The organism is Streptomyces sp. NPDC007945, from assembly GCF_042958885.1.
Lineage (GTDB): Bacteria > Actinomycetota > Actinomycetes > Streptomycetales > Streptomycetaceae > Streptomyces.
On the sequence record NZ_JBIBJV010000004.1, the window covers coordinates 262054 to 288236 of the forward strand.

General features: G+C 72.7%; 20 protein-coding genes and 1 pseudogene. 10 read left to right on the forward strand and 11 right to left on the reverse strand.

What is annotated here, in order from left to right; translation table 11 throughout:
* Positions 1 to 93 precede the first annotated feature (93 nt).
* The 3 genes from ACFZCF_RS15370 to ACFZCF_RS15380 form a co-directional block, all read right to left on the reverse strand.
* Complete coding sequence (locus ACFZCF_RS15370; RefSeq protein WP_391286842.1) at positions 94 to 1563, reverse strand: aminotransferase class I/II-fold pyridoxal phosphate-dependent enzyme; 1470 nt, start codon at positions 1561 to 1563, stop codon at positions 94 to 96.
* Between the two features lie 32 nt (positions 1564 to 1595).
* Positions 1596 to 1805 carry a hypothetical protein gene (locus tag ACFZCF_RS15375; RefSeq protein ID WP_391286843.1) on the reverse strand — a complete coding sequence of 70 codons (210 nt, stop codon included), beginning with the start codon at positions 1803 to 1805 and terminating at the stop codon, positions 1596 to 1598.
* A 151-nt stretch (positions 1806 to 1956) separates the two neighbouring features.
* Complete coding sequence (locus tag ACFZCF_RS15380; protein WP_388447725.1) at positions 1957 to 3057, reverse strand: glutamate--cysteine ligase; 1101 nt, start codon at positions 3055 to 3057, stop codon at positions 1957 to 1959.
* Between the two features lie 334 nt (positions 3058 to 3391).
* Here ACFZCF_RS15380 and ACFZCF_RS15385 point away from each other — a divergent pair, with 334 nt between their 5' ends.
* From ACFZCF_RS15385 to ACFZCF_RS15395, 3 genes are all read left to right on the forward strand, one after another.
* Positions 3392 to 4912 (forward strand): catalase, encoded by a 1521-nt coding sequence (locus tag ACFZCF_RS15385; protein ID WP_391286844.1) that lies wholly within the window; start codon positions 3392 to 3394, stop codon positions 4910 to 4912.
* A gap of 177 nt (positions 4913 to 5089) precedes the next feature.
* Positions 5090 to 5692 (forward strand): DUF2165 family protein, encoded by a 603-nt coding sequence (locus ACFZCF_RS15390; protein ID WP_391286845.1) that lies wholly within the window; start codon positions 5090 to 5092, stop codon positions 5690 to 5692.
* A 35-nt stretch (positions 5693 to 5727) separates the two neighbouring features.
* The gene (locus ACFZCF_RS15395) at positions 5728 to 6177 is read left to right on the forward strand and encodes a 2-thiouracil desulfurase family protein (protein ID WP_391286846.1); all 450 of its coding nucleotides are present in this window, start codon (positions 5728 to 5730) and stop codon (positions 6175 to 6177) included.
* A 252-nt stretch (positions 6178 to 6429) separates the two neighbouring features.
* On the opposite strand, the gene ACFZCF_RS15400 is transcribed toward ACFZCF_RS15395, so the two are convergent.
* Positions 6430 to 7410, reverse strand: coding sequence for a helix-turn-helix domain-containing protein (locus ACFZCF_RS15400; protein ID WP_391286847.1), 981 nt, complete (start codon positions 7408 to 7410; stop codon positions 6430 to 6432).
* Between the two features lie 98 nt (positions 7411 to 7508).
* Here ACFZCF_RS15400 and ACFZCF_RS15405 point away from each other — a divergent pair, with 98 nt between their 5' ends.
* Complete coding sequence (locus tag ACFZCF_RS15405; protein ID WP_391286848.1) at positions 7509 to 7913, forward strand: hypothetical protein; 405 nt, start codon at positions 7509 to 7511, stop codon at positions 7911 to 7913.
* A 58-nt stretch (positions 7914 to 7971) separates the two neighbouring features.
* On the opposite strand, the gene ACFZCF_RS15410 is transcribed toward ACFZCF_RS15405, so the two are convergent.
* From ACFZCF_RS15410 to ACFZCF_RS15425, 4 genes and pseudogenes are all read right to left on the reverse strand, one after another.
* Positions 7972 to 10140, reverse strand: coding sequence for a glycoside hydrolase family 9 protein (locus tag ACFZCF_RS15410; RefSeq protein WP_391286849.1), 2169 nt, complete (start codon positions 10138 to 10140; stop codon positions 7972 to 7974).
* Positions 10141 to 10536: 396 nt separating this feature from the next.
* Entirely contained in the window at positions 10537 to 11817 is a 1281-nt protein-coding gene (locus ACFZCF_RS15415; protein WP_391286850.1) for a glycoside hydrolase family 6 protein, read from the reverse strand.
* Between the two features lie 96 nt (positions 11818 to 11913).
* Complete coding sequence (locus tag ACFZCF_RS15420; protein ID WP_391286851.1) at positions 11914 to 12879, reverse strand: glycoside hydrolase family 6 protein; 966 nt, start codon at positions 12877 to 12879, stop codon at positions 11914 to 11916.
* A gap of 519 nt (positions 12880 to 13398) precedes the next feature.
* Positions 13399 to 14421, reverse strand: a pseudogene (locus ACFZCF_RS15425) (zinc-binding dehydrogenase).
* 437 nt (positions 14422 to 14858) lie between these two features.
* Here ACFZCF_RS15425 and ACFZCF_RS15430 point away from each other — a divergent pair.
* From ACFZCF_RS15430 to ACFZCF_RS15450, 5 genes are all read left to right on the forward strand, one after another.
* Positions 14859 to 15860: an ABC transporter substrate-binding protein gene (locus tag ACFZCF_RS15430; protein WP_388447708.1), complete on the forward strand. Its 1002-nt coding sequence runs from the start codon at positions 14859 to 14861 to the stop codon at positions 15858 to 15860.
* A gap of 68 nt (positions 15861 to 15928) precedes the next feature.
* Positions 15929 to 17491, forward strand: coding sequence for an ATP-binding cassette domain-containing protein (locus ACFZCF_RS15435; RefSeq protein ID WP_391286852.1), 1563 nt, complete (start codon positions 15929 to 15931; stop codon positions 17489 to 17491).
* Entirely contained in the window at positions 17488 to 18603 is a 1116-nt protein-coding gene (locus ACFZCF_RS15440; protein WP_391286853.1) for an ABC transporter permease, read from the forward strand. The genes ACFZCF_RS15435 and ACFZCF_RS15440 overlap by 4 nt, the downstream gene beginning before the upstream one ends.
* Positions 18600 to 19598, forward strand: coding sequence for a galactofuranose ABC transporter, permease protein YjfF (yjfF, locus tag ACFZCF_RS15445; RefSeq protein ID WP_388447702.1), 999 nt, complete (start codon positions 18600 to 18602; stop codon positions 19596 to 19598). The genes ACFZCF_RS15440 and yjfF overlap by 4 nt, the downstream gene beginning before the upstream one ends.
* 79 nt (positions 19599 to 19677) lie before the next feature.
* On the forward strand, positions 19678 to 20748 hold the full coding sequence (locus ACFZCF_RS15450) for a galactose-1-epimerase (protein WP_391286854.1): 1071 nt from the start codon (positions 19678 to 19680) through the stop codon (positions 20746 to 20748).
* Positions 20749 to 20818: 70 nt separating this feature from the next.
* On the opposite strand, the gene mmsB is transcribed toward ACFZCF_RS15450, so the two are convergent.
* Genes mmsB through chvE form a run of 3 tightly spaced genes read right to left on the reverse strand, consistent with a single transcriptional unit; the run spans position 20819 to position 24755 of the window.
* Positions 20819 to 22063, reverse strand: a complete 1245-nt coding sequence (gene mmsB / locus ACFZCF_RS15455) for a multiple monosaccharide ABC transporter permease (protein ID WP_391286855.1) — start codon at positions 22061 to 22063, stop codon at positions 20819 to 20821.
* Positions 22060 to 23631 (reverse strand): multiple monosaccharide ABC transporter ATP-binding protein, encoded by a 1572-nt coding sequence (mmsA, locus tag ACFZCF_RS15460; RefSeq protein WP_388448172.1) that lies wholly within the window; start codon positions 23629 to 23631, stop codon positions 22060 to 22062. The genes mmsB and mmsA overlap by 4 nt, the downstream gene beginning before the upstream one ends.
* 14 nt (positions 23632 to 23645) lie before the next feature.
* Positions 23646 to 24755 (reverse strand): multiple monosaccharide ABC transporter substrate-binding protein, encoded by a 1110-nt coding sequence (gene chvE / locus ACFZCF_RS15465; protein WP_391286856.1) that lies wholly within the window; start codon positions 24753 to 24755, stop codon positions 23646 to 23648.
* 220 nt (positions 24756 to 24975) lie between these two features.
* Between chvE and ACFZCF_RS15470 the strand changes: the two genes are divergently transcribed.
* A complete protein-coding gene (locus tag ACFZCF_RS15470; RefSeq protein WP_388447694.1) occupies positions 24976 to 26022 on the forward strand; it encodes a LacI family DNA-binding transcriptional regulator in 1047 nt (348 codons plus the stop codon).
* Positions 26023 to 26183: the final 161 nt, after the last annotated feature.

Sequence of the window (26183 nt, forward strand, 5' to 3'; positions counted from 1 at the left end):
GACCGACGCGACGCCGGTGTCCGTCCGGGACTGTCACGGCCCGGATGGACACCGGCGTCGCACACCGCGGATCGGCCTCGCCGCCCGCCTCCCTCAGCGGTGGCGCGCCACCACCCGGAAGGTCTCCACGGACGGATCGGCCGCGTCGGGGATCAGCATCCCGTGCTCCGCGCCGCTGCGCAGGTACTCCACCACCTCGGCGGTGATCACCTCGCCGGGCGCCACCACGGGCACCCCCGGCGGGTACGGGCTGATCGTCTCCGCCGCGATCCGGCCCACCGCGTCCTTCGCCGCCACGTGCTCGGCCTCCCCGAAGAAGGCGTCCCGCGGCAGCCGGGCCTGCTCCAGCTCCAGCGCCGGCGGCTGCGGCAGCCGCACCCGGGGACGCCGTTCCATCCCCTCGGCCCCGTCGACCAGCGCGCGCAGCGCGTCCACCAGCACCCGCTCCGTCTCGTCGTCGTCCGCGTGCGTGATCGAGGCGCTGATCCGGCAGGTGTCGGAGCCCCCCGCGTCGACGTGGCGCTCGGTCCTCAGCCACTCCGCCGCCTGCATGCCGCTGATGCCGAGGCCCCGGACGTCCATGACGATCTTCAGCGGATCCAGATCCGCCGCGAGGCCCGCCCCCACGATCTCGTCGTGCTCCATCACGGAGATCCCGGGCAGCTCGGCCACGGCCTTCCGGACCCGGGCCGCGCGGTTCATCGCGCCGTCCAGCAGCTCCCGGCCCTGCTCGACCATCTGCCGCCGCCAGCCGTCCAGCGTCGCGTACACCAGCGACGACGCGCTCGTCGTCCCCAGCAGGTCCTCCCGCTGCTTCAGCACCTCGGGCGAGACCCGGTCGTACTGGAGGTGGAACACCGAACTCTGTTCGATCGCCCCACCCATCTTGTGCACGCTGGTGACCACCAGATCGGCCCCCGCGTCGATGCCCCACGCCGGCAGGTCCGGATGGAAGGGCAGGTGCGCGCCCCACGCCTCGTCGACGATCAGCGGCACGTCGTACGCGTGGCACACCTCGGCCACACCGGCGACGTCGGCGCAGGTGCCCGCCTCGGTGGGGGTGATCAGGAGCATGCCCTTGGCGTCGGGGTGCTCCTCCAGCTTCCGGCGCACGTCGTCCGGCTCCGGAGGGTGGGCCATGTGCCGCTCGGCGTCGAACTTCGGGTGCACCCAGATCGGCTCCACCCCGTTCACCACCACGCCGGCGATCACGGACTTGTGGGCGTTGCGCGACAGCAGCAGCTTCTCGCCCGGTCCGGCGACCGCCAGCATCGCGGTCTTCACCGAGAGCGAGCTGCCGCAGGTCGAGAAGAACGCCCGGTCCGCGCCGACCGCGTCGGCCATCAGCTCCTGCGCCCGGTCGAGGACACCCTGCGACTCCCGTCGGTCGTCGAGACCGTTGAGGGTGAGCACGTCGGACCGGAACACGTCGAGGCCGACGACCTCGGCGACACGGGGGTCCACCCCCCTGCCCTGCTTGTGCCCCGGGGGTCCGAAGACGACGTCCCCACGGCGCCGGAAGTCCTGAAGTGCCTCGAGTACGGGTGCGCGCGAGTGATCCATTGCTCCTCCGGGTTCTGCCGCTTCCGGGCTTCTCAGTCCCGCTGGGTGGGCCGTCGGCCGTCGGCGCCATCGGCGTCGGTGCCGCCGCTCTCCTCGCGGTCGTGGTCCTGGTCCGTGTGCGCCGCCCGGCGCGGACCGAGCATCGCCTCCTCCGCCTCCCGGCGGGCCTGCGCGTCCCCGCTCTCGCCGACCGCCTCGGACGGCGTGGTGCGCGGCTCTTCCTCCCGGCCTCCACCACTCATGACGTGCTCCTTTCCTCACCTGACGGCGGCGCCCGGTCCCGGGCGCCACGCGGTGTGCGCCTGCCCCCGGCAGGTCGGCCGAAACGACGGCGCGGAGACCGCCGGGGCCGCCGCGGGCGGCGGCCCCGGCGCCTCGGTCCTGCCCGGGGCGCTACGGCACCTCGGTCGTGATGCGGGCGCAGGCCCGTACGACCTCCGCGAGGTCACGGCCCTCCTCGTACAGCTGCCGCTGGCGCCGCGCACCGCCGCCGTGCGCGAGCAGCTCCGCGATCCCCTTCCGCACCATCTCCAGGTCCCCGCTGTCCCGCAGGGCGTCCTCCGTGTGCGCGAGGAGCGATTCGAGCACCGCCTCCGCCGGACGCTCCCGCATCGTGAGGGGGTCGACGAGCGGCCCTTCGAGCCCCGAGCGCGCCGCGCGCCAGGACGCGAGCCGCAGCAGACCGACCGGCATCCGGGCCGGCGGCTCGCCCGCCCGCCAGGACCGCGCCGCCGTCTCGACCAGGCCGCGGACGAGCGCGGCCACCAGCACGGTCGTGCGCGGCTCCAGACAGACGTCGGCGACCCGGATCTCCACCGTCGGGTAGTTGTGGGACAGCCGGGCGTCGAAGTAGATCATCCCCTGGTCGCGCAACACCCCGGTGGCGAGCATCTCGCCCACCACCTCGTGGTACCGGTCGGCGCTGCCGAACAGTTCCACGGGCCCGGCGGACGGCCACCGGTTCCAGACCCGGCTGCGGTAACTGCTGTAACCGCTGTCCTGGCCCTGCCAGAACGGCGAGTTCCCGCTGATCGCGTTCAACGGGTACAGCCACGGCCGGATCCGGTCGAGGACGGCCACCCCCTCCTCGTCGGACTCCACCGACACGTGCACGTGACAGCCGCAGGTCAGCTGCTCCTGCACGGTGAGCCCGTACTGCTCGGCGAGCCAGTGGTACCGGCTCCCCAGGTTCCGCGAGGGCTCCACCGGCAGGGGAGAGGTCGCCAGCGCCGCCACCCGGGCACCGGCGCGCTCCGCGTGCCGCCCCGCCTCCGCCCGGCACTGGACGATCGTCTCCTCCAGTTCGTCCATGGCGCTCACCGGCCGGGTCGCGAACTCCACCTGCTCCTGGTGGAGCTCCTTCTCGAAGACCTCCTCCTCCTGGTCCTCCGCCTTCAGCGCCGCCGACGCCAGGACCGCCGAGGAAACCGCGAGCGGCTCCCCGGTTCGTTCACTGACGAGCAGCAGCTCCTCTTCCACTCCAACGGTGCGCAACGGTGGCTCCTGTCGTTCCGCGGGCCACCTTCGGGCCCGCCGCTCACACGTATGCCCCGCGATCGGCTCCCGACGCACCGCGCCGCGCCGTGTAAGCAGGCCGGGACCGGGCAGGCGTCCGCTCAGGAAGGCAGCGTCGGCCCGCGGTCCGACGTGCGTCCCCGGTGGCGTCGTGCGTGTGCGGCGGGGCCTCGGGTGGTGGCTTCGGCCGGATGGCCCCAGGCTGAGACCTGTGGCCGGCGCAGGCGCCGCGCCGCGCCTTCCGCCTGCCCGTCCACAGCCGTCGAGGGCCGGGGCGGGCCACTGTCCGACACGAGGAAAGGCAGCGTGACCGATGACCGACAGCCGCCCCGTCACCACGACCGATTCCGGTGCGCCGGTGGAGAGCGACGAGCATTCGCTGACCGTCGGCCCGGGTGGCCCGATCCTGCTGCAGGACGCCTACCTGATCGAGCAGATGGCGCAGTTCAACCGTGAGCGGATCCCCGAGCGGCAGCCGCACGCCAAGGGCAGCGGCGCGTTCGGCCACTTCGAGGTCACCCACGACGTCAGCCGTTACACGAAGGCGGCGCTGTTCCAGCCGGGCGCGCGCACCGAGCTGGTCGCCCGGTTCTCGACCGTGGCCGGTGAGCGGGGCAGCCCGGACACCTGGCGCGACCCGCGCGGCTTCGCGCTGAAGTTCTACACGTCCGAGGGCAACTACGACATGGTCGGCAACAACACGCCGGTCTTCTTCGTGAAGGACCCGATGAAGTTCCAGCACTTCATCCGGTCCCAGAAGCGCCGCGCGGACAACAACCTGCGCGACCACGACATGCAGTGGGACTTCTGGACCCTCTCCCCGGAGTCCGCGCACCAGGTCACCTGGCTGATGGGCGACCGGGGCATCCCGCGCACCTGGCGCCACATGAACGGCTACACCTCCCACACCTACATGTGGATCAACGCCTCCGGCGAGCGGTTCTGGGTGAAGTACCACTTCAAGACCGACCAGGGCATCGAGTACTTCACACAGCACGAGGCCGACCAGATGGCGGCCGCCGACACCGACTACCACACGCGGGACCTCTTCGAGCACATCCGCGACGGCGACTTCCCCTCCTGGACGCTGCACGTGCAGGTCATGCCGTACGAGGAGGCGGCGACGTACCGCTTCAACCCCTTCGACCTCACGAAGGTGTGGCCGCACGGCGACTACCCGCTCATTCCCGTCGGCCGGATGACCCTGGACCGCAACCCCACCGACAACCACGCCGAGATCGAACAGGCCGCCTTCCAGCCCAACAACCTCGTCCCTGGCATCGGGCCGAGCCCCGACCGCATGCTGCTGGCCCGCCTCTTCTCCTACGCGGACGCCCACCGCCACCGCATCGGCGGCAACTACCAGCAGCTGCCCGTGAACGCGCCCGTCGTCGACGTCCACACGTACTCCAAGGACGGCGCGATGGCCTACCGCAAGACGACCGACCCGGTCTACGCGCCGAACTCCAAGGGCGGCCCGGCCGCCGACACGGAGCGGTACGGGACGCCGCCGAGCTGGACGGCGGACGGCGAGATCACCCGGGCGGCGTACGTCGACCACCCGGAGGACGACGACTGGGGCCAGCCCGGCACCCTGGTGCGCGAGGTCATGGACGACGCCGCCCGTGACCGGCTGGTCGACAACGTGGTGGGCCACCTCCTCAACGGCGTCACCGAACCCGTCCTGGAACGCGCCTTCGCCTACTGGAAGAACATCGACAAGGCCGTCGGCGAGCGCATCGAACAGGGCGTGCGCGCCAAGGCCGACGAGAAGGACCCCAAGGCCGCCGAACAGGGCAACCCCGCACGCAGCTCCATGCAGCACAAGGCCTGACGGCACCTCTCGGCCCGCCCGCGCGAAGTCCTCGCGCGGGCGGGCCGCGTGCTGCCGCGCCGCAGGAGGGCGCGGACGACGGGAGGTCGTACGGCTGGAAGGGCGTCCGCGTGGGGAGGAGACGGTGGGGCTCGTTCGCGTACGGGCCCCCGCGTCACGAACAGGGAGGACCCACCCATGGCACAGCCCCATCGGCCGAACGGCGCCGACTCCGGCGCCCGTTCGACGGCAACGGCAACGGCAACGGCGGCCCGCGGGAGCGGACTGCTGCGGCTGGGCTCGCTGCCCGTCGCGGCGACCGCGCTGACGGCGACCGTCGCGGTCTACATGACCCTGGTCGCCTTCGGGAACATCACGGACTTCGGCACCAACCAGCAGTTCGTCCAGCACGTCCTGAGCATGGACACCACCTTCAAGGACCCCGACCTGATGTGGCGGGCGGTGGAATCACCGGCCCTCCAGAACGCCGCCTACGTCGCCATCATCGTCTGGGAGACCCTGACCGCGCTGGTCCTGCTCGCCGCCACCTGGTTCTGGATCACCGGGTTGCGGCGCGAGGCGTACGACCGGGCCCGGGCGGCGAGCACGGTGGGGCTCGTGATGGTGCTGCTGCTCTTCGGGCTCGGTTTCCTCGCGATCGGCGGCGAGTGGTTCGCGATGTGGCAGTCGTCGGACTGGAACGGTCTGGACGCCGCGGCCCGCAACATCGCGCTGGCCGCCTTCACCCTCCTCGTGGTGCACCTGCCCGGTGCGCGCCGGACCGCCGCCGAACGGATCTGAGGTCCCGCGCCGAGGGCCCCCGATAGCCTGCCGGTATGGAACCAGTGCTGGTGAGCGCCTGTCTGCGCGCAGTGCCCTGCCGCTTCGACGGACGGGACAAGGCGTCCCCGGAGATCGAGGCCGCGCTCGCGGGCCGCGAGCCGGTCCCGTTCTGCCCGGAGACGGCGGGGGGCCTCGCGACCCCGAGGCGCCCCGCCGAACTGGTCGGCGGCGACAGGGGCGCCGTGCTCGACGGCGCCGCACGGGTGGTCGACGACACGGGTCGCGACGTGACGGCGGAGTTCGTCGCCGGGGCCCGTCTCGCGCTCCGTGCGGCCCGGCGAGCCGGCTGCCGGGAGGCCCTGCTGATGCCGCGCAGCCCCTCGTGCGGCCGGGGCACGGTCCACGACGGCTCGTTCACCGGCCGGCTGACGGCCGGCGACGGCGTCACCGCGGCCCTCCTCGCACGGAACGGCGTCACGGTCAGGCCCGCACCCGGAGCGTGATCCCCTTGCGTCCCGGCGCGGCGACGTCCACGGAAAGACGACGCTGTCAGAACGCGGTGGTCGAACTGCGGGCCTGCGCGTCGGGGATGTCCACCATGAGGCACCCGTGGCCGGATCCATGTCAAGCGCGAGGGCCGGTTTCGCTGCGGCCGCCCGGTACGGCGCCGTCGGTTCAGCGGACGCGCACTGAACGCGCGGCCGTCGTACTGGTCCCGGCGCCGTCGATGGCGTGCCGTCCGAACCGGGAGACGTTCAACCGCTCGGCGTCCGGGCCTCGTCGCGGTACCGGGAGGGCGAGACGCCGTAGCGGTCGAGGAACGCCTTGCGCAGGGCCTCCGGTGTGCCGAAGCCGCAGCGGACGGCCACCGACGCCACCGGGAGCGCACTCGACAGGAGGAGCTGCGCGGCCGTCTCCGTCCGCACGGCCCGGACGTACCGGCCGGGCGGCTCCCCGAGGCACCGCGTGAAGAGCCGGGCGAGGTGACGGGGCGTCATGCCCGCGCGGGCGGCGAGCGCGGGCGTGCTCAGGTCCTCGTTCGGGTGGGCGGCGATGTAGGAGGCGAGGACGCGGACGATGTCCTCGCGAGGAGCCGGCGCCGCGGTGAACACGCTCATCTGGCTCTGGTCGCCCGGCCGTTGCATGTGGACGACGAGGTGCCGGGCCACCTGGCGCGCCGGTTCGGGCCCGTGATCCTCCTCGATGAAGGCCAGGGTCAGGTCGAGCGCGCTGGTGATGCCGGCCGACGTGTACACGTTGCCGTCGCGGATCCACAGGGGCGCCGGGTCCACCCGTACCTCCGGGTATCCGCGCGCCAGGTGCGGGGCGAACTGCCAGTGGGTGGTGGCCCGTCGGCCGTCGAGGAGGCCGGCCGCGGCCAGCACGGCCGCGCCCGTGCAGACGGAGGCGACCCGGCGGCTCTCGCGGCTGAGGCGCCGGACGTGGCCGACGAGCCGGGGGTCCGCGGCGAACCGCTCGACCCCGAGCCCGCCCGACACGACCAGCGTGTCCAGCGGCCCCTTCGTCCGCTCCAGGGACTCCACACCGGCCAGCGTCAGCCCCGTGCCGCACCGGACGGGCGCGCCGCCCGGCGCGAGCACCCGCACCCGGTACGGCGTACCGGGGTCCGCGAGCGCGTTGGCGAGGGCCAGTCCCGAGGTGACGCAGGCGATGTCGAGGAGCTCGGCCGACTCGAAACCGACGACGGCCACCACCCGTTCAGCGCGTTCCCCCATGGGGCGACCCTAGTCCGGACGGACGACCAGCCCAAGACGGCGGACATCCCGGGAACGGACCGGAGACCGGAGCGGTCCCGTGTCCGACAGTGGGGGGCATGACGACGATCCGGTTCCTCGCCCACCGCTGGCCGACCCTGCTGGCGCTCGGCCTCGCCGTGGCGACCTTCGCCGACGGGCTCCCGCCCACCTCCTTCCTCGCCGCCCTCCTCGTGGTCATGCCGCTGTGCTATCTGGCCTTCGGCGCGGTACGCGGCGAGCTCGGCGACCGCCGGGCCCTCACCGTCCAGACGGTGGGCCTCGTCCTCTTCTGCGCGTGGGCCGCGACGGTCCTGCTCGTGGACGGCCGGACCGCTCTGTACGTCGTGGCCGCCGGCTGGTTCGCCCATGCCCTCTGGGACCTGGCGCACCACCGCACCGGCCGCGTCGTCCCCCGCGCCTGGTCGGAATGGTGCGGCGTCGTCGACGCGTCGGGCGCGCTGGCGATCGTCCTGCTGGTCTGACCCGCGGACCGGCGGCCGGGCCCGGACGGACAGCTCCGTCCGGGCCCGGCCGCGGGGGTCAGGCGCAGGCGCTCGCGTTGAGCGTGAAGCCCGCGGGGGAGGGGGTCGAGCCGGTGTGGGTCCCCTGGACCCCGAAGCTCACCGTCGCGCCGGGGGCGATCGTCCGGTTCCAGTCGGCGTTGCGGGCGCTGACGGCGGTGCCGCTCTGGGTGACGGTGGCGTTCCACGCGCTCGTGACGCGCTGGCCGCCGACGTAGGCCCAGGCCAGCTGCCATCCGTCCACGGCCGTCGGACCGGTGTTCTTGACGGTGACGGTCGCGGTGAAGCCGGTGCTCCAGACGTTGCTCACCGCGTACGTCACCGCGCAGGCGGCCGCGGGCGGTTGTTCACCGCCGCCGGAGGTACGCTCGGCGGCGTAGGCGGCGAGCCAGGCCAGCGGGGCGTTCCAGTTGACCGCCACCTCGTTGGTCGAGTACGAGTCGATGTGGTCGACGTAGCAGGCCGCCGGGGCGCAGCCGCGCAGCCGCTCCTGGGCCACCGGGTCCTGGAGCCCGCTGTTGGGGCCGCCCGCGAGCGAACCGGCCGGCGGGTGCGGCAGGGAGGCGTCCAGCTGGTGCGCCCAGAAGCGGTGGTGCTGGTTCTGCGCGGACGTCTCGCCGTAGCCGGTCACGTACGAGGTGCCGAGGGCGTTGCGTCCCAGCAGGTAGTCCAGGGTCTCCAGGGCGCCGGCGCGGTAGCGCGCGTCGCCCGTCAGCTCTCCGGCGACGGCCATGACGACGGCGTCGTTGGCGACCTCGCCGTTCGATCCCCAGAAGTAACCGTCCGCGGGGACGGGCACGGCGTACCCCTGGGCGGCCATCCTGTTCAGGTAGCCGTCGGCCGCCGCGGTCACCGAGGTGCGGATCCGGGCCGTGTCGGCGGCGGGCAGCCCGGTCGGTACGGTGGCCAGGACGAGCCGGCCGAGCGCGGCGGTGTCCGCCCAGCCGAAGCCGTACGGGCTGAACGCGTCGGCGGAGGTGTGCCAGGGCGACGAGGTGACGGCGTCCCGGTAGGCGCTGTCGCCGGTCGCCGCGTACAGCTCGGCGGCCGCCCAGTAGAACTCGTCGGTGACGCGGGTGTCCCCGTAGGCGCCGCCGCCCGTGCTGTCGGAATCCGGGGCGTAGAGCGCCGGGTTCGCCTGCGCGGCGGTCCACGCCCGGCGGGCGGCGGACAGGCATCGGTCGGCGTAGGCGGAGTCGTACGGCCGGAAGACCCGGGCGCACTGCGCGGCCGCCGCCGCGAGGTTGAGGGTGGCGGCGGTGGACGGGCGGTGCAGCTCGCGCGGCTGGGGGTCCTGCTCGGGCCGCATCGGCATGCCGGTCCAGGCCGCGTCGTGGATCTTGTGGAACGCCATGCCCGCGTACGGCTTGCCGTCGGGCACCTGCATCCGCATCAGGAAGTCGAGCTCCCACCGCGCCTCGTCGAGGACGTCCGGCAGGCCGTTGCCGCGCTCGGGGACGCGCAGCGTGGAGTCGCCCAGCGCGGCCTCCTTGCCCGCGCGTGCGGCCCTCTCGTAGGAGTTGACGAGCAGCCAGGTGGAGAGGCCGCCGTTGACCACGTACTTTCCGTGGTCGCCGGCGTCGTACCAGCCGCCGCGGACGTCACGGGTGTAGTCGCACACACCGGCCTGACAGGGGACGGCGGTGTCCCCCTCGTTGGGGGCGACGCCGAGATGGCCGGCCGGGCGCGCGTAGGCCGGACCCACCAGGGAGGCGTCGATGGCGATGCCGCTGCGCTGGTGGTGGAAGAAGGCCATGGAGTCGGAGCGCAGCGTGTCGTAGAGGTCCGCGCGGATGTCGAAGGGCGCGCTGCTGCTGCCGTCCACGGTCAGGACGTAGCCGCTGCCCGTGGTCCGGTGCGAGGAGAAGTCCGCCACCTGGGTGGACTGCCCGGAGGGGGCGTCCGCGCCGCGCGGGACGGTCGAGCCGGAGGCCACGACCGTCCCGGAGGCGTCCCTCAACTGCCAGCCGAGCGGCTGCGTCGCCGTGGTGACGACGGTGGCGCGCTTGGGGCCGTCGGGCAGGTAGCCGACCTGGTTGACGCGTACGGCCGAGGTGGCCGCCGCCGTGACGGACGGGCCGGCGGCAGCGGGGACGGTCGTGAGGCCGCCGAGGAGGAGCGCGCCCGTCAGGAGCGCGGCGGAGAGGTGGGCGGGGCGGCGCAGTAACGACGAGGCGGTGGGGGGCATGTGCGGCTCCTACGGGAAGGGGAGGGGCGTCGGCGGGACGGGCGGACGGGCGGGGGCCCGGTGGAGAGCCGGGGTGCTCGGACGGGCGGGCCCGGGGCAGGAACGATCCGGCACGGGTTGTGTCGCAGGCGTCCGCGGAAGCTGTGGGAGCGCTCCCAAAGAGTGCCGCGTCGGACCGGGTCGGTGGGGTGGGGATCTGGAGCGGAGATTAGTGACCGCCCGCCGTCACCGTCAACGGTTTCGACGGAGGCGTGAATCCCGGCGGTTCGGCCATTCGGTGGCGCCCGCGGAGGGGGCCGCGAGGCCGGGCGCGCGGCGCGCCCGGCCCTGGCGGAGCCTCACCGGGGCCGGGGCCGGGGCCGGGGCCGGGGCCGGGTGGGGGTGGGGGAGCGGCGCTCAGCGGTTGAAGGTCAGCCGGGGTGTCGCGTTGCGGGCCAGCGCATGGGCCTGAGCGGGCCACCAAGTGCCGGCGGGCGGGTCGACGACGCCGTACTCGGGGTCGATCGTGCCGCCGGTGCCGCGGGCGCAGGTGCCGTCGGACTCGCCCGGGATCTTGATCCACAGGTAGGCGTCGACGAGTGGAACCCCGGTGTCGGCGGTCGGGCGCGGACCGAGGCCGCGGCCCGGTGCGTTGCACCAGACCTCCGGGTCGCCGGTGTACTTGCCGGGCTCCGGCGTCCAGGCCCCCCGGCCGTTGCGGCTGGTGTCGATGACGAAGTGCTCCAGCGCGTCGTCCGGCGGGGTCCCCACGGCCTGGTCGAACCAGGCGTCGGTCCAGCGCCAGGTGGCGGGGTCGGCGGAGTCGACCGCGTTGCCCGGGGTGCCGTCGTTGGGCGCGGCGGGGGAGTAGTACTGGGTGGCGCACCAGTCGGTGTGACCGCGGGCGTGGGCGGGCCCCTCGGTGGCGTACCACACGCACTTGGCCATCCAGGTGCCGTAGCGCGCGTTGTGGTCGGTGGGGTGGTTGTTGGAGACGTTGAGGGCGAAGCCGTCGCCGTCCCGCACCCCGGCGTCGAGCAGGCGCCGCGCCATCTCGCCGACGGACCGCCACAGGACGTTGCCCGCGTCGAGGTAGACCGCGGTCCGGGCCTTGGCCTTGAGGGTCCTGACGGCGTATCCGAGGTCGGCGACGCGGGCCGCCGTGAGGGCGCCGGTCGGATCCACGTCGGGCCCGCAGTCGCTCGGGAGGAGGGCCAGGCCGTCGGGCTCGACCACGACGACGGCCTTGCTGTCGCCGATGCCGGCGGCGAAGGCGTCGATCCACCGCCGGTAGGCGGCGGAGGACGCGGCGCCGCCGCTGGAATACTGGCTGCAGTCCCGGCCCGGGACGTTGTAGGCGACCAGGACGGGGGTCCGGTCCGCCGCCCGGGCCTCGCGGACCAGGCTCCGTGCCTTGGCCCGCACCTCGTCGGGGGTGCCCTCGGTGAACCACTCGGCCTGCGGCCAGCTCGCGAGCCTGGCCATGTTCACGGCGTTCGTGAGATCGCCGTGCCGGAGGTCGGTGAGCGCCTGCCGGGCGGCCTTGCTGTCCGGATCCACGTAGAACTCCGTGGCCGGGCCGAGCGGGTCCGCGGCGGGCGCGGCCTGCGCCTGCCCCTGCGTCGCGGTGAGGGCGGCACAGGCCGCGAGCGCCGCGAGGGCGGCGGTCGCACGGCGCCGAAGGCTGCGTGGCTTCATGGGGGGCGGCTCCTGGTCGGAGGACGGGGGAGGGGGACGGATGGTACCCGCGGCCCGGCCGTGCGGCGGCGGAGGCCGGGCCGCGGGAGTCGGAGATCAGTAGCCGTAGATCATCTTGTAGGCGACCTCGGGGAGGAACTGGCCGGCCGTGGAGCCGGTCCCGACGCCGCAGTTGCCGTCGGACTCGCCCGGGGCCTTGATCCACAGCAGCATCTCGGCGCCGCCGCCCAGCCGGGTGGGGGTGCCGATGCGGCGGCCGGCCGCGTTGCACCACTCGCCGTTGGCGCCGTTGCCGTTGCGGCTGGTGTCGACGACGAAGGGCTTGGTGTAGCCGTAGCGGGCGGCCAGCTCGCCGTTGACGGCGTTGCCGTAGGCGGTGTTCTGGGCGGTGGTGTAGTGGTTCGAGACGTTGAGGGAGAAGCCGTGCGCCTGCCGGAGGCCGGCTTCGTGGAGGCGCTGGGCCATCGTCGCGGCGTTGACCCAGCCGGGGTTGCCGGCGTCGAGGTAGACCCAGGTGTGAGGGGCCTGGCGGTTGAACTCGGCGACGGCGCCGCTGATCATGCCCTGGCGTTCGCGGATCTGGGTCGCATTCAGGCAGCCGTAGTCCGCGAGGGAGTCGGGTTCGAGGACGACGACGGCCGGGCGCTGGGCGATCCCGCCGGCGAACTGGGCGATCCAGGTCGCGTACGCGGAGGGCGAGGAGGCGCCGCCACCCGAGTGACCGCCGCACGAGTCGCGGAGGTGGATGTTGTACGCGACCAGGACGGGCAGTTTGTCCTGTTGGTCGGCGGCGCCGACGTACGCGCCCGTCGCGGTGCCGATCGTGCCGCTCCAGGCGCCGAACCAACGGGCCATGGGGGTGTTGGCGACGGACGCGTTGATCGCGGGGGCGCGGCCGTCGCCGGGGTTGGCGGCGACCCACTTCTTCGCGCTGGAATCGGGGTCCACGTAGAACCCGCTGGTCATGGTGGTGGGGTCCGCCGCGTGGGCGGACGGTGCGACGGCGAGCGCCAACGGCAGCGCGGTGAGTGCTGCGAGGAGGGCGCGGATTCTGCGGCGCATGGCTGTACCTCGGTTTCCTGACGGCGGCAGCGTCGCGCGCTCTCGTCCCGAGCGGGCGACGCACTGAGGAAGTGCGGTGGTACGAGCTCCCGTGCGGCGGCGGCTCCGGCCACGGGGCACCCGTGCGCCTCGGCCGCCGAAGAGGCCTGGGAGCGCTCCCATCGGAAGCGAGCCCAGTAGGGGTTCGGCAGGTCCGGGGCGTGGCCGTATCGTGGGCGGCACCGATCCTGGCTGTCAAGTGGACGCGTTTGAAGGGCACTTCGGGCGGTCGCTATGGCGTACTAATGGTCCTGCGACGGGAAGCGCTCCGGTCTTCCGGCTTTCCGGTCTTCCGGCTTTCGGGTTCGGGCCTTCGGTGCGGGACATGAGGCGAATCATGGTGGGCGGCGTGCCGTGACGGCGGTCGACCCTCGACGAGGTGGCCGAAACGGCCGGGGTCTTCCGGCCCGCTCCTGACGGCACCTCACGCCGCCCCGCCCGGGACGGCACCTCCTATCAGCCCGCTCACGAAGCCCCGCCCTACGGGCGGAGCGGGATCCTCCCGACGCGCGGGTCGCCGCCGGACGTGGATGCCACGGCCCGCTCGAACTCCACGAGGTCCATCCGGTGGGTGAGGAGGGCGAGCGGTGTCAGCCGCGCCGCGGAGAAGGCGCGTACGGCGTGGGACCAGGCGTCGGAGGAGGCGCCGAAGGCGGTGCCGAGCGACAGCTGCCGTGCGACGACCCGCGCGGGGTCGAGCCGCTCCGCCCCCGCGGCGGGGAGGCCGGTCAGGACCAGACGTACTCCCGGTCGCAGCAGGGACGTCGCGGCGCGTGCGGTCGACGTCGCGCCCACGGCGTCGATCACCACGTCGACGTCGGCGAGACCGGAGGCGCGGTCCCAGGTGCGGTAGCCGGAGGCCCCGAAGCGGTGGGACGGCTCGGCGCGGCCGGGGCCGGTGCCGACGACCGTCAGCTCGCTCGGGGAGAAGGCGTCGAGGAGCTGCGCGGCGGGCGGGCCGAGCGCGCCGGAGCCGATGACGGCTACGCGCGCCGAGCAGGGGGCGTGCCTCAAGGCCGGAGGACGGCGGCGGCCGCGCGGGCGGCGGGTTCGAGGAGCGCGGCCGCGTCGAGATCGGTGTCCGGCGGCAGGGGTGTGCAGCGGGCGCGCGGGGAGGACGAGGGTCGGGGTCATCGCGCCGGGGAGGGCGAACCCCGTCTCCTCGTAGTCGGCGGCGCAGTGGTCGGTGGCGCCGGCCCGGCAGGGTGCGCAGGTCGCGCAGGTGCGCAGCCCCTCGCCCACGACCTTCCGGCCGACCAGTGAGGCGGGCGCGCCCTCTCCCACGGCGGAGACGGTGCCCGACCACTCGTGGCCCGGGGTGAGGGGATACCGCGCGTACGGCGCGGGGTGACGGCCCAGGTGGAGGTCGCGATCGCTCCCGCACGTCCCCACGGCGTGGACGCGCACCTCGGCCTCGCCCGGCCCCGGCCGTCGCGGCAGGTGCTTCGTGAGGCGGACCGCGCCGGGGGCGTCGAGGACCACGGCCCGCCCCCGGCGGCTCACCGGCGGCGGCCCTGGGGGAGGGAGCGAGGGGTACGCATGGGCGACTCCTGCTGTTCGACATCCCGGACGTCGTTCGAAAGGGTGCCGCGACGATACGAAGCGCGGCGGGGCGTGTCAACGGACGCCAATGCGTTCGGACTTCGGCTCCGGGGTACGGCGCTGCCCTCACTGTTAACGCTCACAACTTCCCCAGCCCGGTTCCCGGAAGCCGCCTCCACCTCTCCGTATCAAAAACGGGTAACCACCGTACGAACCCTTGAGTTGCGTGACTGTTAGCGCTCACAATGACTCGCGTTCGCCGACCCACCGGTCGCCGGGAGCCGACGCCTCGTTCTGTCACCACCCGGTTCGACCACCGCTGCGCAGCCTCCCTTCGCCGGGCCCGTCCCCTTCTGGGCCCCGCCTCGTACCACGCACGTCCCGAGAGGAACCACGACATGGCCCACAGAGCCCTCCGCGTCATCGCCACCGCCGTCCTGGCCGCCGGCGCGCTGACCGCCTGCACCACCGAGCCCGCACCCACCGGCACCACCGGCGGCACCGGCAAGGGCTCCTCCGACGGCACCCTGGTGCTCGGCTTCGCCCAGGTGGGTGCCGAGAGCGGCTGGCGCACGGCCAACACCAAGTCCGTACGCGAGGCGGCCGAGAAGGCCGGCATCACGCTCAAGTTCTCCGACGCGCAGCAGAAGCAGGAGAACCAGATCAAGGCCATCCGCACCTTCATCCAGCAGAAGGTGGACGTCATCGCCTTCTCGCCGGTGGTCGAATCCGGCTGGGACACCGTCCTGAAGGAGGCGAAGAACGCGGGCATCCCCGTCATCCTCACCGACCGCGCCGTCGACTCGCAGGACACCTCCCTCTACCGCACCTTCCTCGGCTCCGACTTCGTCAAGGAGGGGCAGGAGGCGGGCAAGTGGCTCGTCAAGGAGTACGAGGGAAGCTCCGACCCCGTCAACGTCGTCGAGCTCCAGGGCACCACCGGCTCCGCCCCCGCCAACGACCGCAGGGCGGGCTTCGCCGAAGTCGTCAAGGGCGACCCCAAGTTCAAGGTCGTCGCCTCCCAGACCGGGGACTTCACCCGCGCCAAGGGCAAGGAGGTCATGCAGGCCTTCCTCAAGTCCCACGAGGACATCGACGTCCTGTACGCCCACAACGACGACATGGCCCTCGGCGCCATCCAGGCCATCGAGGAAGCGGGCAAGAAGCCGGGCACCGACATCAAGGTGATCTCCGTCGACGGCATCAAGGACGCCTTCGTCGCCATGCAGGAGAAGAAGATCAACGTGGTGGTCGAGTGCAACCCGCTCCTCGGCGACCAGCTCATGGAGCTCGCCAAGAAGGTCGCGGCCGGGGAGAGCGTCCCGCGCCGGGTCGAGGTCAAGGAGGGCGTCTTCACCCAGGACCAGGCCGCGGCCGCCCTGCCCGGCCGCCAGTACTGACCCACCGCCCGCACCGGGCCGGGGGCGGCCCCCGCGCCGCCCCCGGCCCCCCAGAACGAGGAGGGCGGATGACAGCCCCACCCACCCCCCGCACACCCACCCCCGCCGGCCGCCCGGTCCTGGAGGCCCGCGGCATCCGCAAGGCGTTCCCCGGCGTCCTCGCCCTCGACGGCGTGGACCTGCGCCTCTTCCCCGGCGAGGTCCACGCGCTGATGGGCGAGAACGGCGCCGGCAAGTCCACCCTCATCAAGGTGCTCACCGGAGTCCACCCGCCCGACGCGGGAACGGTCTCCGTCGACGGCGACCCCCAGCGGTTCGCCCAGCCGCTGGAAGCGCAGCACGCCGGAATCAGCACCGTCTACCAGGAGGTCAACCTCTGCCCCAACCTCTCGGTCGCCGAGAACATCCTCGTCGGCCGCGAACCCCGGCGCTTCGGCCTCGTCCACTGGAAGGCCCTCCACCGGCGCGCGGCCCAACTCATCACCGAGCTGGAACTCGACCTCGACGTCCGCATGCCGCTGAGCGCCCACTCCCTGGCCGTCCAGCAACTCGTCGCGATCGTCCGCGCCGTGGACGTCCAGGCCAAGGTCCTCGTCCTCGACGAGCCCACCTCCAGCCTCGACCGCGACGAGGTCGCCCAGCTCTTCGCCCTGGTGCGCCGGCTCCGCGACCGGGGGGTGGCGATCCTCTTCGTCACCCACTTCCTCGACCAGGTCTTCGACCTGTGCGACCGGGTGACCGTCCTGCGCAACGGACGCCTGCAAGGCGAGTACCGGATCGACGAGCTGACCCCCGTCACCCTGGTCCACCACATGGTCGGCAGCGAACTGAGAACCCTCGACGAACTCGCCGGGACCTCCCGCACCGACACCGCCGCCGCCCCCGAGGCCGCCGGAGCGCCCCTCCTCAGCGCCCGCGGACTCACCAGGTCCGGCTCCATCCAGCCGTACGACCTCGACGTCCACCGCGGTGAGGTCATCGGCCTGGCCGGACTCCTCGGATCCGGACGGACCGAGGCCGCCCGACTGCTCTTCGGAGCCGACCACGCCGACGGCGGCGAGCTGCGGATCCACGGGGAACGCGCGGTCCTGCGCTCCCCGCGGGCCGCGATCGCCCGCAAGATCGCCTTCTGCTCGGAGAACCGCAAGGCCGAGGGCCTGATCGGCGAACTCACCGTCCGCGAGAACATCGTGCTCGCCCTCCAGGCCGCACGCGGCTGGACCAGGCCCCTCTCCCGCGCCCGGCAGGACGAGATCGCCGCCCGGTGGACCGAGGTCCTCGACATCCGCCCGGCCGACCCCGAGGCCCAGGTCCGCAACCTCAGCGGCGGCAACCAGCAGAAGGTGCTGCTCGCCCGGTGGCTGCTCACCGACCCCGAACTGCTGATCCTGGACGAACCCACCCGCGGCATCGACATCGGCGCCAAGACGGAGATCCAGAGACTCGTCGGCCGTCTGGCCGCGGAGGGCACGGCGGTCCTCTTCATCTCCGCCGAACTCGAGGAAGTGCTGCGGCTGAGCCACCGGGTCGGCGTCCTGCGCGACCACCGGCTCGTCGCCACCCTCCCCAACGACACGACTCTGACGCCCGACCGGATCCTGGGCGCCATCGCCACCGGAGCCACCTCATGACACCACCTGACGACACCGGCGCCCGGGGGCGCCCCGGCCGGGCGGCCGGGGTCCGGCGGCTGACCGGGCACCGCCTGTTCTGGCCCGCCTCCGTCCTTGCCGCCCTGCTGCTGGGGAACGTCGCGCTCACCCACGACTTCTTCGCCGTCCGCGTCCAGAACGGACACCTGTACGGCAGCCTGATCGACATCCTCCAGTTCGGCGCCCCGCTGATCCTGGTCTCCGTCGGCATGACGCTCGTCATCGCCACCCGGGGCATCGACCTCTCGGTCGGCTCGACGGTCGCCATCGCCGGCGCGCTCGCCTGCGAGCACATCGCCACCGCCGAGAACCCCGGAAGCCTCTCCACCGTCCTGGCGGCGATCGTGCTCGCGGTCGGCGTGGCCGCCGCGATCGGCCTCCTGAACGGCTTCCTCGTCGCCCGGCTCGGAGTCCAGCCCATCGTCGCCACGCTGGTCCTCATGGTCGCCGGCCGCGGCGTGGCCCAGCTGATCACCGACGGCCAGATCATCAGCGTGTCCAGCGGCGCGTACAAGATGATCGGCGGCGGCTACTGGCTCACCCTCCCGTTCGCCGTCCTGCTCGCCGCGGCCCTCGTCGCCGTCGCCTCCCTCGTCACCCGCCGGACCGCGCTCGGCATGCTCATCGAATCGGTGGGCGGCAACCCCGTGGCGAGCCGGCTCGTCGGCATCCGCGCGGCCGGCCTCCTCGTCACGGTCTACGTCGTCTGCGCGGTCTGCGCCGCCGTCGCCGGCCTCATGATCAGCTCCAACGTGTCCAGCGCCGACGGCAACAACGCGGGCCTGTGGATCGAACTGGACGCCATCCTGGCCGTGGTCATCGGCGGGACCGCCCTCACGGGCGGCCGCTTCTCCCTCGGCGGCACGGTCCTCGGCGCGCTCGTCATCCAGACCCTCTCGACCACCATCTACACCCTCGGCGTGCCGCCGGAGACCACCCTCGTCTTCAAGGCCCTCGTCGTCATCGTCGTCTGCCTGGTCCAGTCGCCCGTCTTCCGCGCGCGACTCTCACGCCGTCGCCGTACGGCCGCCCCGGATCCCGCCTCGACCGCGGGCGACCTGACGGCCCGCCGGCAGGAGGTCCACCCGTGAGCACCCCCCTCGCCAAACCGCTCCACCGCTTCTCGGCACGGCACGCCGCCCGCCTGCCGCTGATGGTCACGGCCACCCTGCTGGTCGCGATGTTCTCGATCGGCTCCGTGCAGTACGAGGGCTTCTTCTCCGCGCAGGTCCTGCTCAACGTCCTGATCGACAACAGCTTCCTGCTCGTCGTCGCCATCGGCATGACCTTCGTCCTCCTCACCGGCGGAATCGACCTGTCGGTCGGCTCCATGGTGGCGCTGTCGACCATGCTGACGGCCTGGCTCGTCGAACAGAACGGCCTGCCGCTCGCCCTGGCGGTCCCCCTGGTCCTGCTGGTGGGGGCGGGGGGCGGCGCCCTCATGGGCTGGGTCATCCACACCTTCGAGATCCAGCCCTTCATCGTCACCCTCGCGGGCATGTTCCTCGCCCGCGGCCTCTGCTACACGATCAGCACCGAGTCCCTCTCCGTCACCGACCCGACGACCACCCGGATCGCCCAGACCCGGGTGCTCCTGCCCGGGGGCCTGTTCGTCTCGCCCGCCGTCGTCATCGCCCTGACCGTGCTGGCGCTCGCCTTCGTCGTCCTCCACCACACCCGCTTCGGCCGCACCGTCTACGCCCTGGGCGGCAGCGAGTCCTCCGCCCGCCTCATGGGCCTCCCCGTCGGACGCACCAAGATCGCGGTGTACGCGGTGAGCGGCCTCTGCTCCGCCCTCGGCGGCCTGCTGCTCACCTTCTACATGCTGTCCGGATACGCCCTGCACGCCGTCGGCATGGAACTCGACGCCATCGCCGCCGCCGTCATCGGCGGAACGCTCCTGACCGGTGGCTCCGGCTTCGTCCTGGGCACCGCGCTCGGCGTCACGGTCCTCGGACTCATCCAGACCGTCATCAGCTTCCAGGGCACGCTCAGTTCCTGGTGGACCCGCATCGTCATCGGCGGCCTGCTGTTCGTCTTCATCCTCCTCCAGCGCCTCTTCGGCGGAACCCGCCGGACGGCATAGACCCCGGGCCACGCAGGGGGCGGGGGTCCTCTCCCCGCCCCCTTTCCGGCTGCGCCCACCCCGCGACCAAGGAACCCCCATGAACCCAGCTCCGCCGTCACCCCTCACCGGAGTCCCGCCGGTCCGCCGCCCCGACCCCTACGCCGGAGAACGATGGACCTTCGGCTTCCCCGGCGGACTCACGGCGGAGGTGCACGCCCTCGGCGCCCGCCTCCACGGCCTGTGGGTGCCCGACCGAGACGGCACCGTGGCCGACGTCGTCCTCGCACCCCGCGACCCGCGCCACACGGCCACCACCGCCCGGTACTTCGGTGCCACCGTCGGCCGGTACGCCAACCGCATCGCCCACGGCCGGTTCTCCCTGGACGGGGCGCCGTACCAGCTCACCACGCAGGAGAACGGCCACTGCCTGCACGGCGGAACCGACGGCTTCGACACCCGCCTGTGGGAAGCCGAGAGCGTGCACACCCCGGAGTGGACCGGTGTGCTCCTGCGCCTCCGCAGCCCGGACGGCGACCAGGGCTTCCCGGGCAACCTGGACGCCACCGTCAGCTGCCTCATCGGCCGCGACGACGAACTCGCCTTCACGTACACGGCGTTCACCGACGCGCCCACCCCGGTCAACCTCACCAACCACGCCTACTTCAACCTCGAAGGCGAGGGCGCGGGCGACATCCTCGGCCACGAACTGGCCGTCCACGCCTCCCACTACACGCCGGTCGACGCGGACCTCATCCCCCGCGGGGACCACCGTCCCGTCGCCGGCACCGCCTTCGACCTCCGCAGGCCGCTCCGGATCGCCGACGCCCTGGCCCGCCCCGGCGCGGACGGCGGATACGACCACAACTTCGTGCTCGCACGGCGGCCCGCCGCCACCCCGCGTCGCGCCGCCGTCCTGTACGCGCCGGCCACCGGCCGCCGCATGGAGGTCCTGACCACCGAGCCCGGACTGCAGGTCTACACCGCGGGCCAGTTCGACGGCACGGTCCTCGGCAAGAGCGGTACGCCCTACCGGTCGGGCGCCGGCATCGCGCTGGAGACCCAGCACTTCCCCGACTCCCCGAACCGCCCCGGCGACCCGTCCCCGGTGCTGCGGCCGGGCGAGCGGTACGCGTCGAGGACGGTCCTCCGGTTCGGTACCCGGCACTGACCGCCTGCGTACGGACACGGCTGTGCCCGCCGGTTCCCCGCCGGCGGGCACAGCCGTGTCCCGGACCGCGTCAGGCGCCCGCCCTCCGCTTGTTCCACACGTCGAAGCCGACCGCCGCGAGCAGCACCAGGCCCTTGATGACCTGCTGCCAGTCGGTGCCGACCCCGACGAGGTTCATGCCGTTGTTCAGCACGCCGAGCACCAGGCCGCCGATGATGGCCCCCAGGACGGTCCCGACGCCCCCGCTCATCGACGCCCCGCCGATGAACGCGGCGGCGATGGCCTCCAGTTCGAAGTTCACGCCCGCCTTGGGCGAGGCCGCGTTGAAGCGGGCCGCGAAGACGAGGCCGGCGAGCGCCGCCAGCATCCCCATGTTCAGGAAGACCGCGAACGTCACCTTCCTGTCCTTGACCCCGGAGAGCTTCGCGGCGGGCAGGTTCCCGCCGATCGCGTACACGTGGCGGCCGATCACCGCGTTGCGCATCACGTACCCGAAGCCGACCAGCAGCACGGCCAGGATGAGGAGGACCACGGGTGCGCCCTTGTAGCTGGCCAGGAGAAGCGTGGTGACCAGGACCGCGGCGACCAGCGCGGTCACCTTCAGCGCGAACAGGCCCGCCGGGAGCGTCTCCAGGGCGAACTCCCGCTGACGGCGGCGGTCCCGCACCTCCTGGAGGACCACGTAGGCGATCAGGCCCAGGCCGAGGAGCAGCGTCAGGTTGTGGTAGTCGGTCCGCGGCCCGACCTCCGGCAGGAAGCCGTTCGCGATCTTCTGCAGTCCGTCCGGGAACGGCCCGAGGGTCTGACCCTTGAGGAAGATCTCCGTGAGCCCGCGGAACAGCAGCATCCCGGCGAGGGTGACGATGAACGACGGTATGCCGACGTACGCGATGAAGAAGCCCTGCAGCGCGCCGGCGGCCGCCCCGAGGAGCAGGGTGAGGAGCACCGCGACGGGCCAGGAGACGTGGTGCTCGACCATGAGCACCGCTCCGAGACCGCCCACCAGGGCCATCAGCGAGCCGACCGACAGGTCGATGTGCCCGGAGATGATGACGATCATCATGCCGATGGCCAGGATGAGGATGTAGCTGTTCTGGAGGACGAGGTTGGACACGTTGCGCGGCAGCAGGAGGTCGCCGCCTGTCCAGATCTGGAACAGCAGCACGATCAGGCCGAGCGCGAAGAGCATGCCGTACTGGCGCATGTTCCGGCGGACGCCGTCGAGGAGCACCCGGAGCAGGGGGGTGCCGGTGGACGGGGTCCCGCCGCCCGGGGGCGCGGGGGCGGTCGTCTTCGTGCCGGCTTCGGTGCTCATGCCTGGTGTCCTTCACTGGGGGCGGGGTCTGCGGTGACCGCCGACGGTGCGGGGGAGTCCTGCGTCATGTGCCGCATCAGCACTTCCTGGGTGGCGTCCGCGCGGGCGACCTCGCCGGTCAGCCGCCCGGCGGCCATGGTGTAGACGCGGTCGCACATGCCGAGCAGTTCGGGCAGTTCGGAGGAGATGAGGAGGATCGCCTTGCCTTCGGCGGCGAGCCGGTCGATCACGGTGTAGATCTCGTACTTGGCCCCGACGTCGACCCCGCGGGTGGGCTCGTCGAGGATGAGGACGTCCGGTCCGGCGAGGATCCACTTGCTGAGGACGACCTTCTGCTGGTTGCCGCCGGAGAGGCGGCCGACCGGTTCGAGGACGTTCGGGGCCTTGATGTTCATGGTCCGCCGGTAGCGTTCGGCCACCCTGCGTTCCTCGTGCCCGTCGACGAACCCGCGGCGGGCGAGGGCGCCGAGGGACGCCAGGGAGATGTTCCGGCTCACGGAGTCCCCGAGGTCGAGACCGTAGTGCTTGCGGTCCTCGGTGACGTACGCGATGCCGTGGGCGACCGCCTCGGGCACCGTGCGCGTCCGCACCTCGCGGCCGTCCTTGAGCACGGTGCCCCGCTCGTAGCGGCCGTAGGAACGACCGAAGACGCTCATGGCGAGCTCGGTCCGGCCGGCCCCCATGAGGCCGGCGACGCCGACGATCTCCCCCCGGCGCACCCGGAGCGAGACGCCGTCGACGACCTTGCGGCCGCGGTCGAGCGGGTGACGCACGGTCCAGTCCCGGATCTCCAGGACGGGAGCCGCGTCGGCCGGGCCGTCGTACGGCGTGCGGTCGGGGAAGCGGCTGTCGAGGTCCCGACCCACCATGCCGCGGATGATGCGCTCCTCGGTGGTGGCCGGGTCCCTGACGTCGAGGGTCTCGATGGACCGCCCGTCCCGCAGGACGGTGACGGAGTCGGCGATCCTGGCGATCTCGTTCAGCTTGTGCGAGATGAGGATCGAGGTGATGCCCTGGTCCTTCAGTTCCCCCATGAGCCGCAGCAGCTTCGCGCTGTCCTCGTCGTTGAGGGCGGCGGTGGGCTCGTCGAGGATCAGCAGGCGCACGTCCTTCGCGAGGGCCTTGGCGATCTCCACGAGCTGCTGCTTGCCCACGCCGATGTCGGCGACCCGGGTCTCGGGGTGCTCGTCGAGCCCGACCCGCCGGAGCAGCGCGGACGCGCGCCGCAGCACCTGGTGCCAGTCGACGACCCCGCGCCGGGACGGTTCGTTGCCGAGGAAGATGTTCTCGGCGATCGACAGGTGGGGGACGAGCGCCAGCTCCTGGTGGATGATGACGATGCCGCGGCGCTCGCTGGCCCTGATGTCCTTGAAACGGCACGGCTCGCCGTCGAAGAGGATCTCGCCCTCGTAGCTGCCGTGCGGGTGGACGCCGGAGAGGACCTTCATGAGGGTCGACTTCCCGGCGCCGTTCTCTCCGCACAGCGCGTGCACCTCGCCGCGCTCCACGGTCAGGGTCACCTCGGAGAGCGCCCGGACGCCGGGGAAGGTCTTGACGATGGACCGCATCTGGAGGAGGGCGGTCACTTCAGGGCCCCGGCGTTGATGTAGCCGGAGTCGACCAGCACCTTCCGGTAGTTCGACTTGTCGACGCTGACCGGTTCGAGGAGGCGGGCCGGAACCACCTTCTTGCCGTTGTCGTAGCTGGTCTCGTCGTTGACCTCGGGCTTCTTGCCGTCGAGGACGGCGGCCACCATGTCCGAGGCGACCTGCGCCAGCGCGCGGGTGTCCTTGTAGACGGTCTGCGTCTGCTCGCCCGCGATGATCGACTTCACGGAGGCGACCTCCGCGTCCTGGCCGGTGACGACCGGCAGCGGCTTGGCGGCGCTCCCGTAGTCGTCCGACTTCAGGGCGGACAGGATGCCGATGGAGATGCCGTCGTACGGGGAGAGGACGGCGTCGACGCGGGCCGTGGAGTACGCGGAGGTGAGCAGGTCGTCCATGCGCTTCTGCGCCGTCCCGCCGTCCCAGCGCAGGGTGGTGACCTGGTTGAGCTGGGTCTGCCGGGAGCGCACGACCAGCTGCTTCTTGTCGAGGTAGGGCTTCAGCACCTTCATGGCGCCGTTGAAGAAGTACTTGGTGTTGTTGTCGTCGTTGGAGCCGGCGAAGAGCTCGATGTTGAACGGGCCCTTCTTGGCGCCGGACGCGAGCCCCAGCTTGTCGACGATGTACGTGGCCTGGAGCTCGCCGACCTTCTCGTTGTCGAAGGAGGCGTAGTAGTCGATGTGGGGGGAACCCAGGATGAGCCGGTCGTAGGAGATCACCGGGATGTCGGCGTCCGCGGCCTGTTGCAGCACGTTGGACAGGGCCTCGCCGTTGATGGCGGCCACGACCAGGGCGTCGACCCCCTGGGTGATCATGTTCTCGATCTGGGCGACCTGCTGGTCGGGGTCGTCCTCGCCGTACTGCAGGGTCGTGGCGAAGCCGGCCTTCTTCAGGCTCTCCGTCATGTTGCGGCCGTCGGCGATCCACCGCTCGGAGGACTTGGTCGGCATGGCGATGCCGATGGTGCGCTCCTTCTTGTCCTTGGCCTCCTGGCTGCCGCCCTCGCCGGACTGCCCGCAGGCGGTCAGCAGCAGGGCGCAGCCGGTGGTCACGGCCAGGAGAGCGGATGCGGATCGGAACTTCTTCATGGGCGTACCCATCCCGTCGTCGAGGCGGCTCCGACCGGGGACGGGCTCGCCGGCAGCGCGGTCCCCGCACCACCGGGACGGCTCCGTTCCGGCTGGGTGGCCGGGGCGTCGGCGCCCCGGTCGAGACAGATTGTTAGCGCTCACAAAGGCGTGATACAAGAGGCGCTAAGGTTTTTCCCGTATCGATACACAGCCGTGAGCACCGAGAAGGGAGGCGAACGTGGCGCACCCCGCGGAAGACGTCCGCCCGCCGACGATGGCCGACGTCGCACGGGAGGCGGGGGTCTCCCACCAGACCGTCTCCCGGGTGCTGAGCGGCCACCCCAACGTGCGCGCGGCCACCCGCGAGCAGGTCACCGTGGCCATCGAGCGGCTCGGCTACCGCCGCAACTCCGCCGCGCGCGCCCTGGTCACGCGCCGCACCAGGACGCTCGGCGTCATCGCCGTCAACACCGCCCTGTACGGCCCCGCCAGCACCCTGACCGGCCTGGAGGAGGCAGCCCGCGAGGAGGGCTACCTCGTCTCGACCGTCAGCCTGCGCAGCGGAGGGGGACAGGGGCTCAGGGACGCCATCGACCACCTCGCCGCCTGGGGCGTCGAAGGCGTCGTCGCCATCACCCCGCAGCGCTCCCACGTGCAGGCCCTCGCCGAACTGGACGCGCCCTTCCCCGTGGTGACCGTGGAGGGCGGGCACCAGCTCGACCTGCCCGGCGTCTCCCTCGACCAGGAACTCGGCGCCCGCATGGTCACCGAGCACCTGCTCGCCGCCGGCCACGCCAACGTCTGGCACGTGGCGGGCCCCGGCGACTGGCTGGAGAGCGAGGCCCGCACCGCCGGCTGGCGCGCCGTCCTGGAGGAGAGCGGCATCCGCCCGCCGCGCGTCCTGACCGGCGACTGGAGCCCCCTGTCCGGGTACCGCGCCGGGCAGGAACTCGCGGGACTCGCCATGGCCCGCCGCGGGGCGACCCCGGTCACGGCCGTCTTCGTCGCCAACGACCAGATGGCGCTCGGCGTCCTGCGGGCCCTGCGCGAGGGCGGGATCCGCACCCCCGCCCAGGTGGCCGTCGCCGGCTTCGACGACATCCCCGAGGCCGAGTACTTCCCCCCGCCGCTGACGACGGTCCGGCAGGACTTCGCCGCCATCGGCCGCCGGAGCATCGGCCTCCTGGTCGACCACATCGAGGGACGCGCCACGAAGACCGAGCACCTCCTGGTGGAACCGCAGCTCATCATGCGCGCGAGCACGCGCCCACCGCACGAGGCCTGACACCGGCCACGGGTTCCCGCCGCCGCGCGGTGCCACGCCGCGCCGCCCGTGCTGCCGCACGCCCGCACGCGCGGTGGGTGGCGGGGCGGGTCGGGGCCCGTGCGGACGGACGGCGACGGCGCCCTTCGGGCGGAGGCGGTGCGGCCGGTGTCAGTGGCGGT

What these genes read in the sequence shown, in the direction of transcription:
- ACFZCF_RS15370 (WP_391286842.1), bottom strand. Translation starts at nt 1,563, where the DNA reads ATGGATCACTCGCGCGCACCCGTACTCGAGGCACTTCAGGACTTCCGG.
- ACFZCF_RS15375 (WP_391286843.1), bottom strand. Translation starts at nt 1,805, where the DNA reads ATGAGTGGTGGAGGCCGGGAGGAAGAGCCGCGCACCACGCCGTCCGAG.
- ACFZCF_RS15385 (WP_391286844.1), top strand. Translation starts at nt 3,392, where the DNA reads ATGACCGACAGCCGCCCCGTCACCACGACCGATTCCGGTGCGCCGGTG.
- ACFZCF_RS15390 (WP_391286845.1), top strand. Translation starts at nt 5,090, where the DNA reads ATGGCACAGCCCCATCGGCCGAACGGCGCCGACTCCGGCGCCCGTTCG.
- ACFZCF_RS15395 (WP_391286846.1), top strand. Translation starts at nt 5,728, where the DNA reads ATGGAACCAGTGCTGGTGAGCGCCTGTCTGCGCGCAGTGCCCTGCCGC.
- ACFZCF_RS15400 (WP_391286847.1), bottom strand. Translation starts at nt 7,410, where the DNA reads ATGGGGGAACGCGCTGAACGGGTGGTGGCCGTCGTCGGTTTCGAGTCG.
- ACFZCF_RS15405 (WP_391286848.1), top strand. Translation starts at nt 7,509, where the DNA reads ATGACGACGATCCGGTTCCTCGCCCACCGCTGGCCGACCCTGCTGGCG.
- ACFZCF_RS15410 (WP_391286849.1), bottom strand. Translation starts at nt 10,140, where the DNA reads ATGCCCCCCACCGCCTCGTCGTTACTGCGCCGCCCCGCCCACCTCTCC.
- ACFZCF_RS15415 (WP_391286850.1), bottom strand. Translation starts at nt 11,817, where the DNA reads ATGAAGCCACGCAGCCTTCGGCGCCGTGCGACCGCCGCCCTCGCGGCG.
- ACFZCF_RS15420 (WP_391286851.1), bottom strand. Translation starts at nt 12,879, where the DNA reads ATGCGCCGCAGAATCCGCGCCCTCCTCGCAGCACTCACCGCGCTGCCG.
- ACFZCF_RS15430 (WP_388447708.1), top strand. Translation starts at nt 14,859, where the DNA reads ATGGCCCACAGAGCCCTCCGCGTCATCGCCACCGCCGTCCTGGCCGCC.
- ACFZCF_RS15435 (WP_391286852.1), top strand. Translation starts at nt 15,929, where the DNA reads ATGACAGCCCCACCCACCCCCCGCACACCCACCCCCGCCGGCCGCCCG.
- ACFZCF_RS15440 (WP_391286853.1), top strand. Translation starts at nt 17,488, where the DNA reads ATGACACCACCTGACGACACCGGCGCCCGGGGGCGCCCCGGCCGGGCG.
- ACFZCF_RS15450 (WP_391286854.1), top strand. Translation starts at nt 19,678, where the DNA reads ATGAACCCAGCTCCGCCGTCACCCCTCACCGGAGTCCCGCCGGTCCGC.
- mmsB (WP_391286855.1), bottom strand. Translation starts at nt 22,063, where the DNA reads ATGAGCACCGAAGCCGGCACGAAGACGACCGCCCCCGCGCCCCCGGGC.
- mmsA (WP_388448172.1), bottom strand. Translation starts at nt 23,631, where the DNA reads ATGCGGTCCATCGTCAAGACCTTCCCCGGCGTCCGGGCGCTCTCCGAG.
- chvE (WP_391286856.1), bottom strand. Translation starts at nt 24,755, where the DNA reads ATGAAGAAGTTCCGATCCGCATCCGCTCTCCTGGCCGTGACCACCGGC.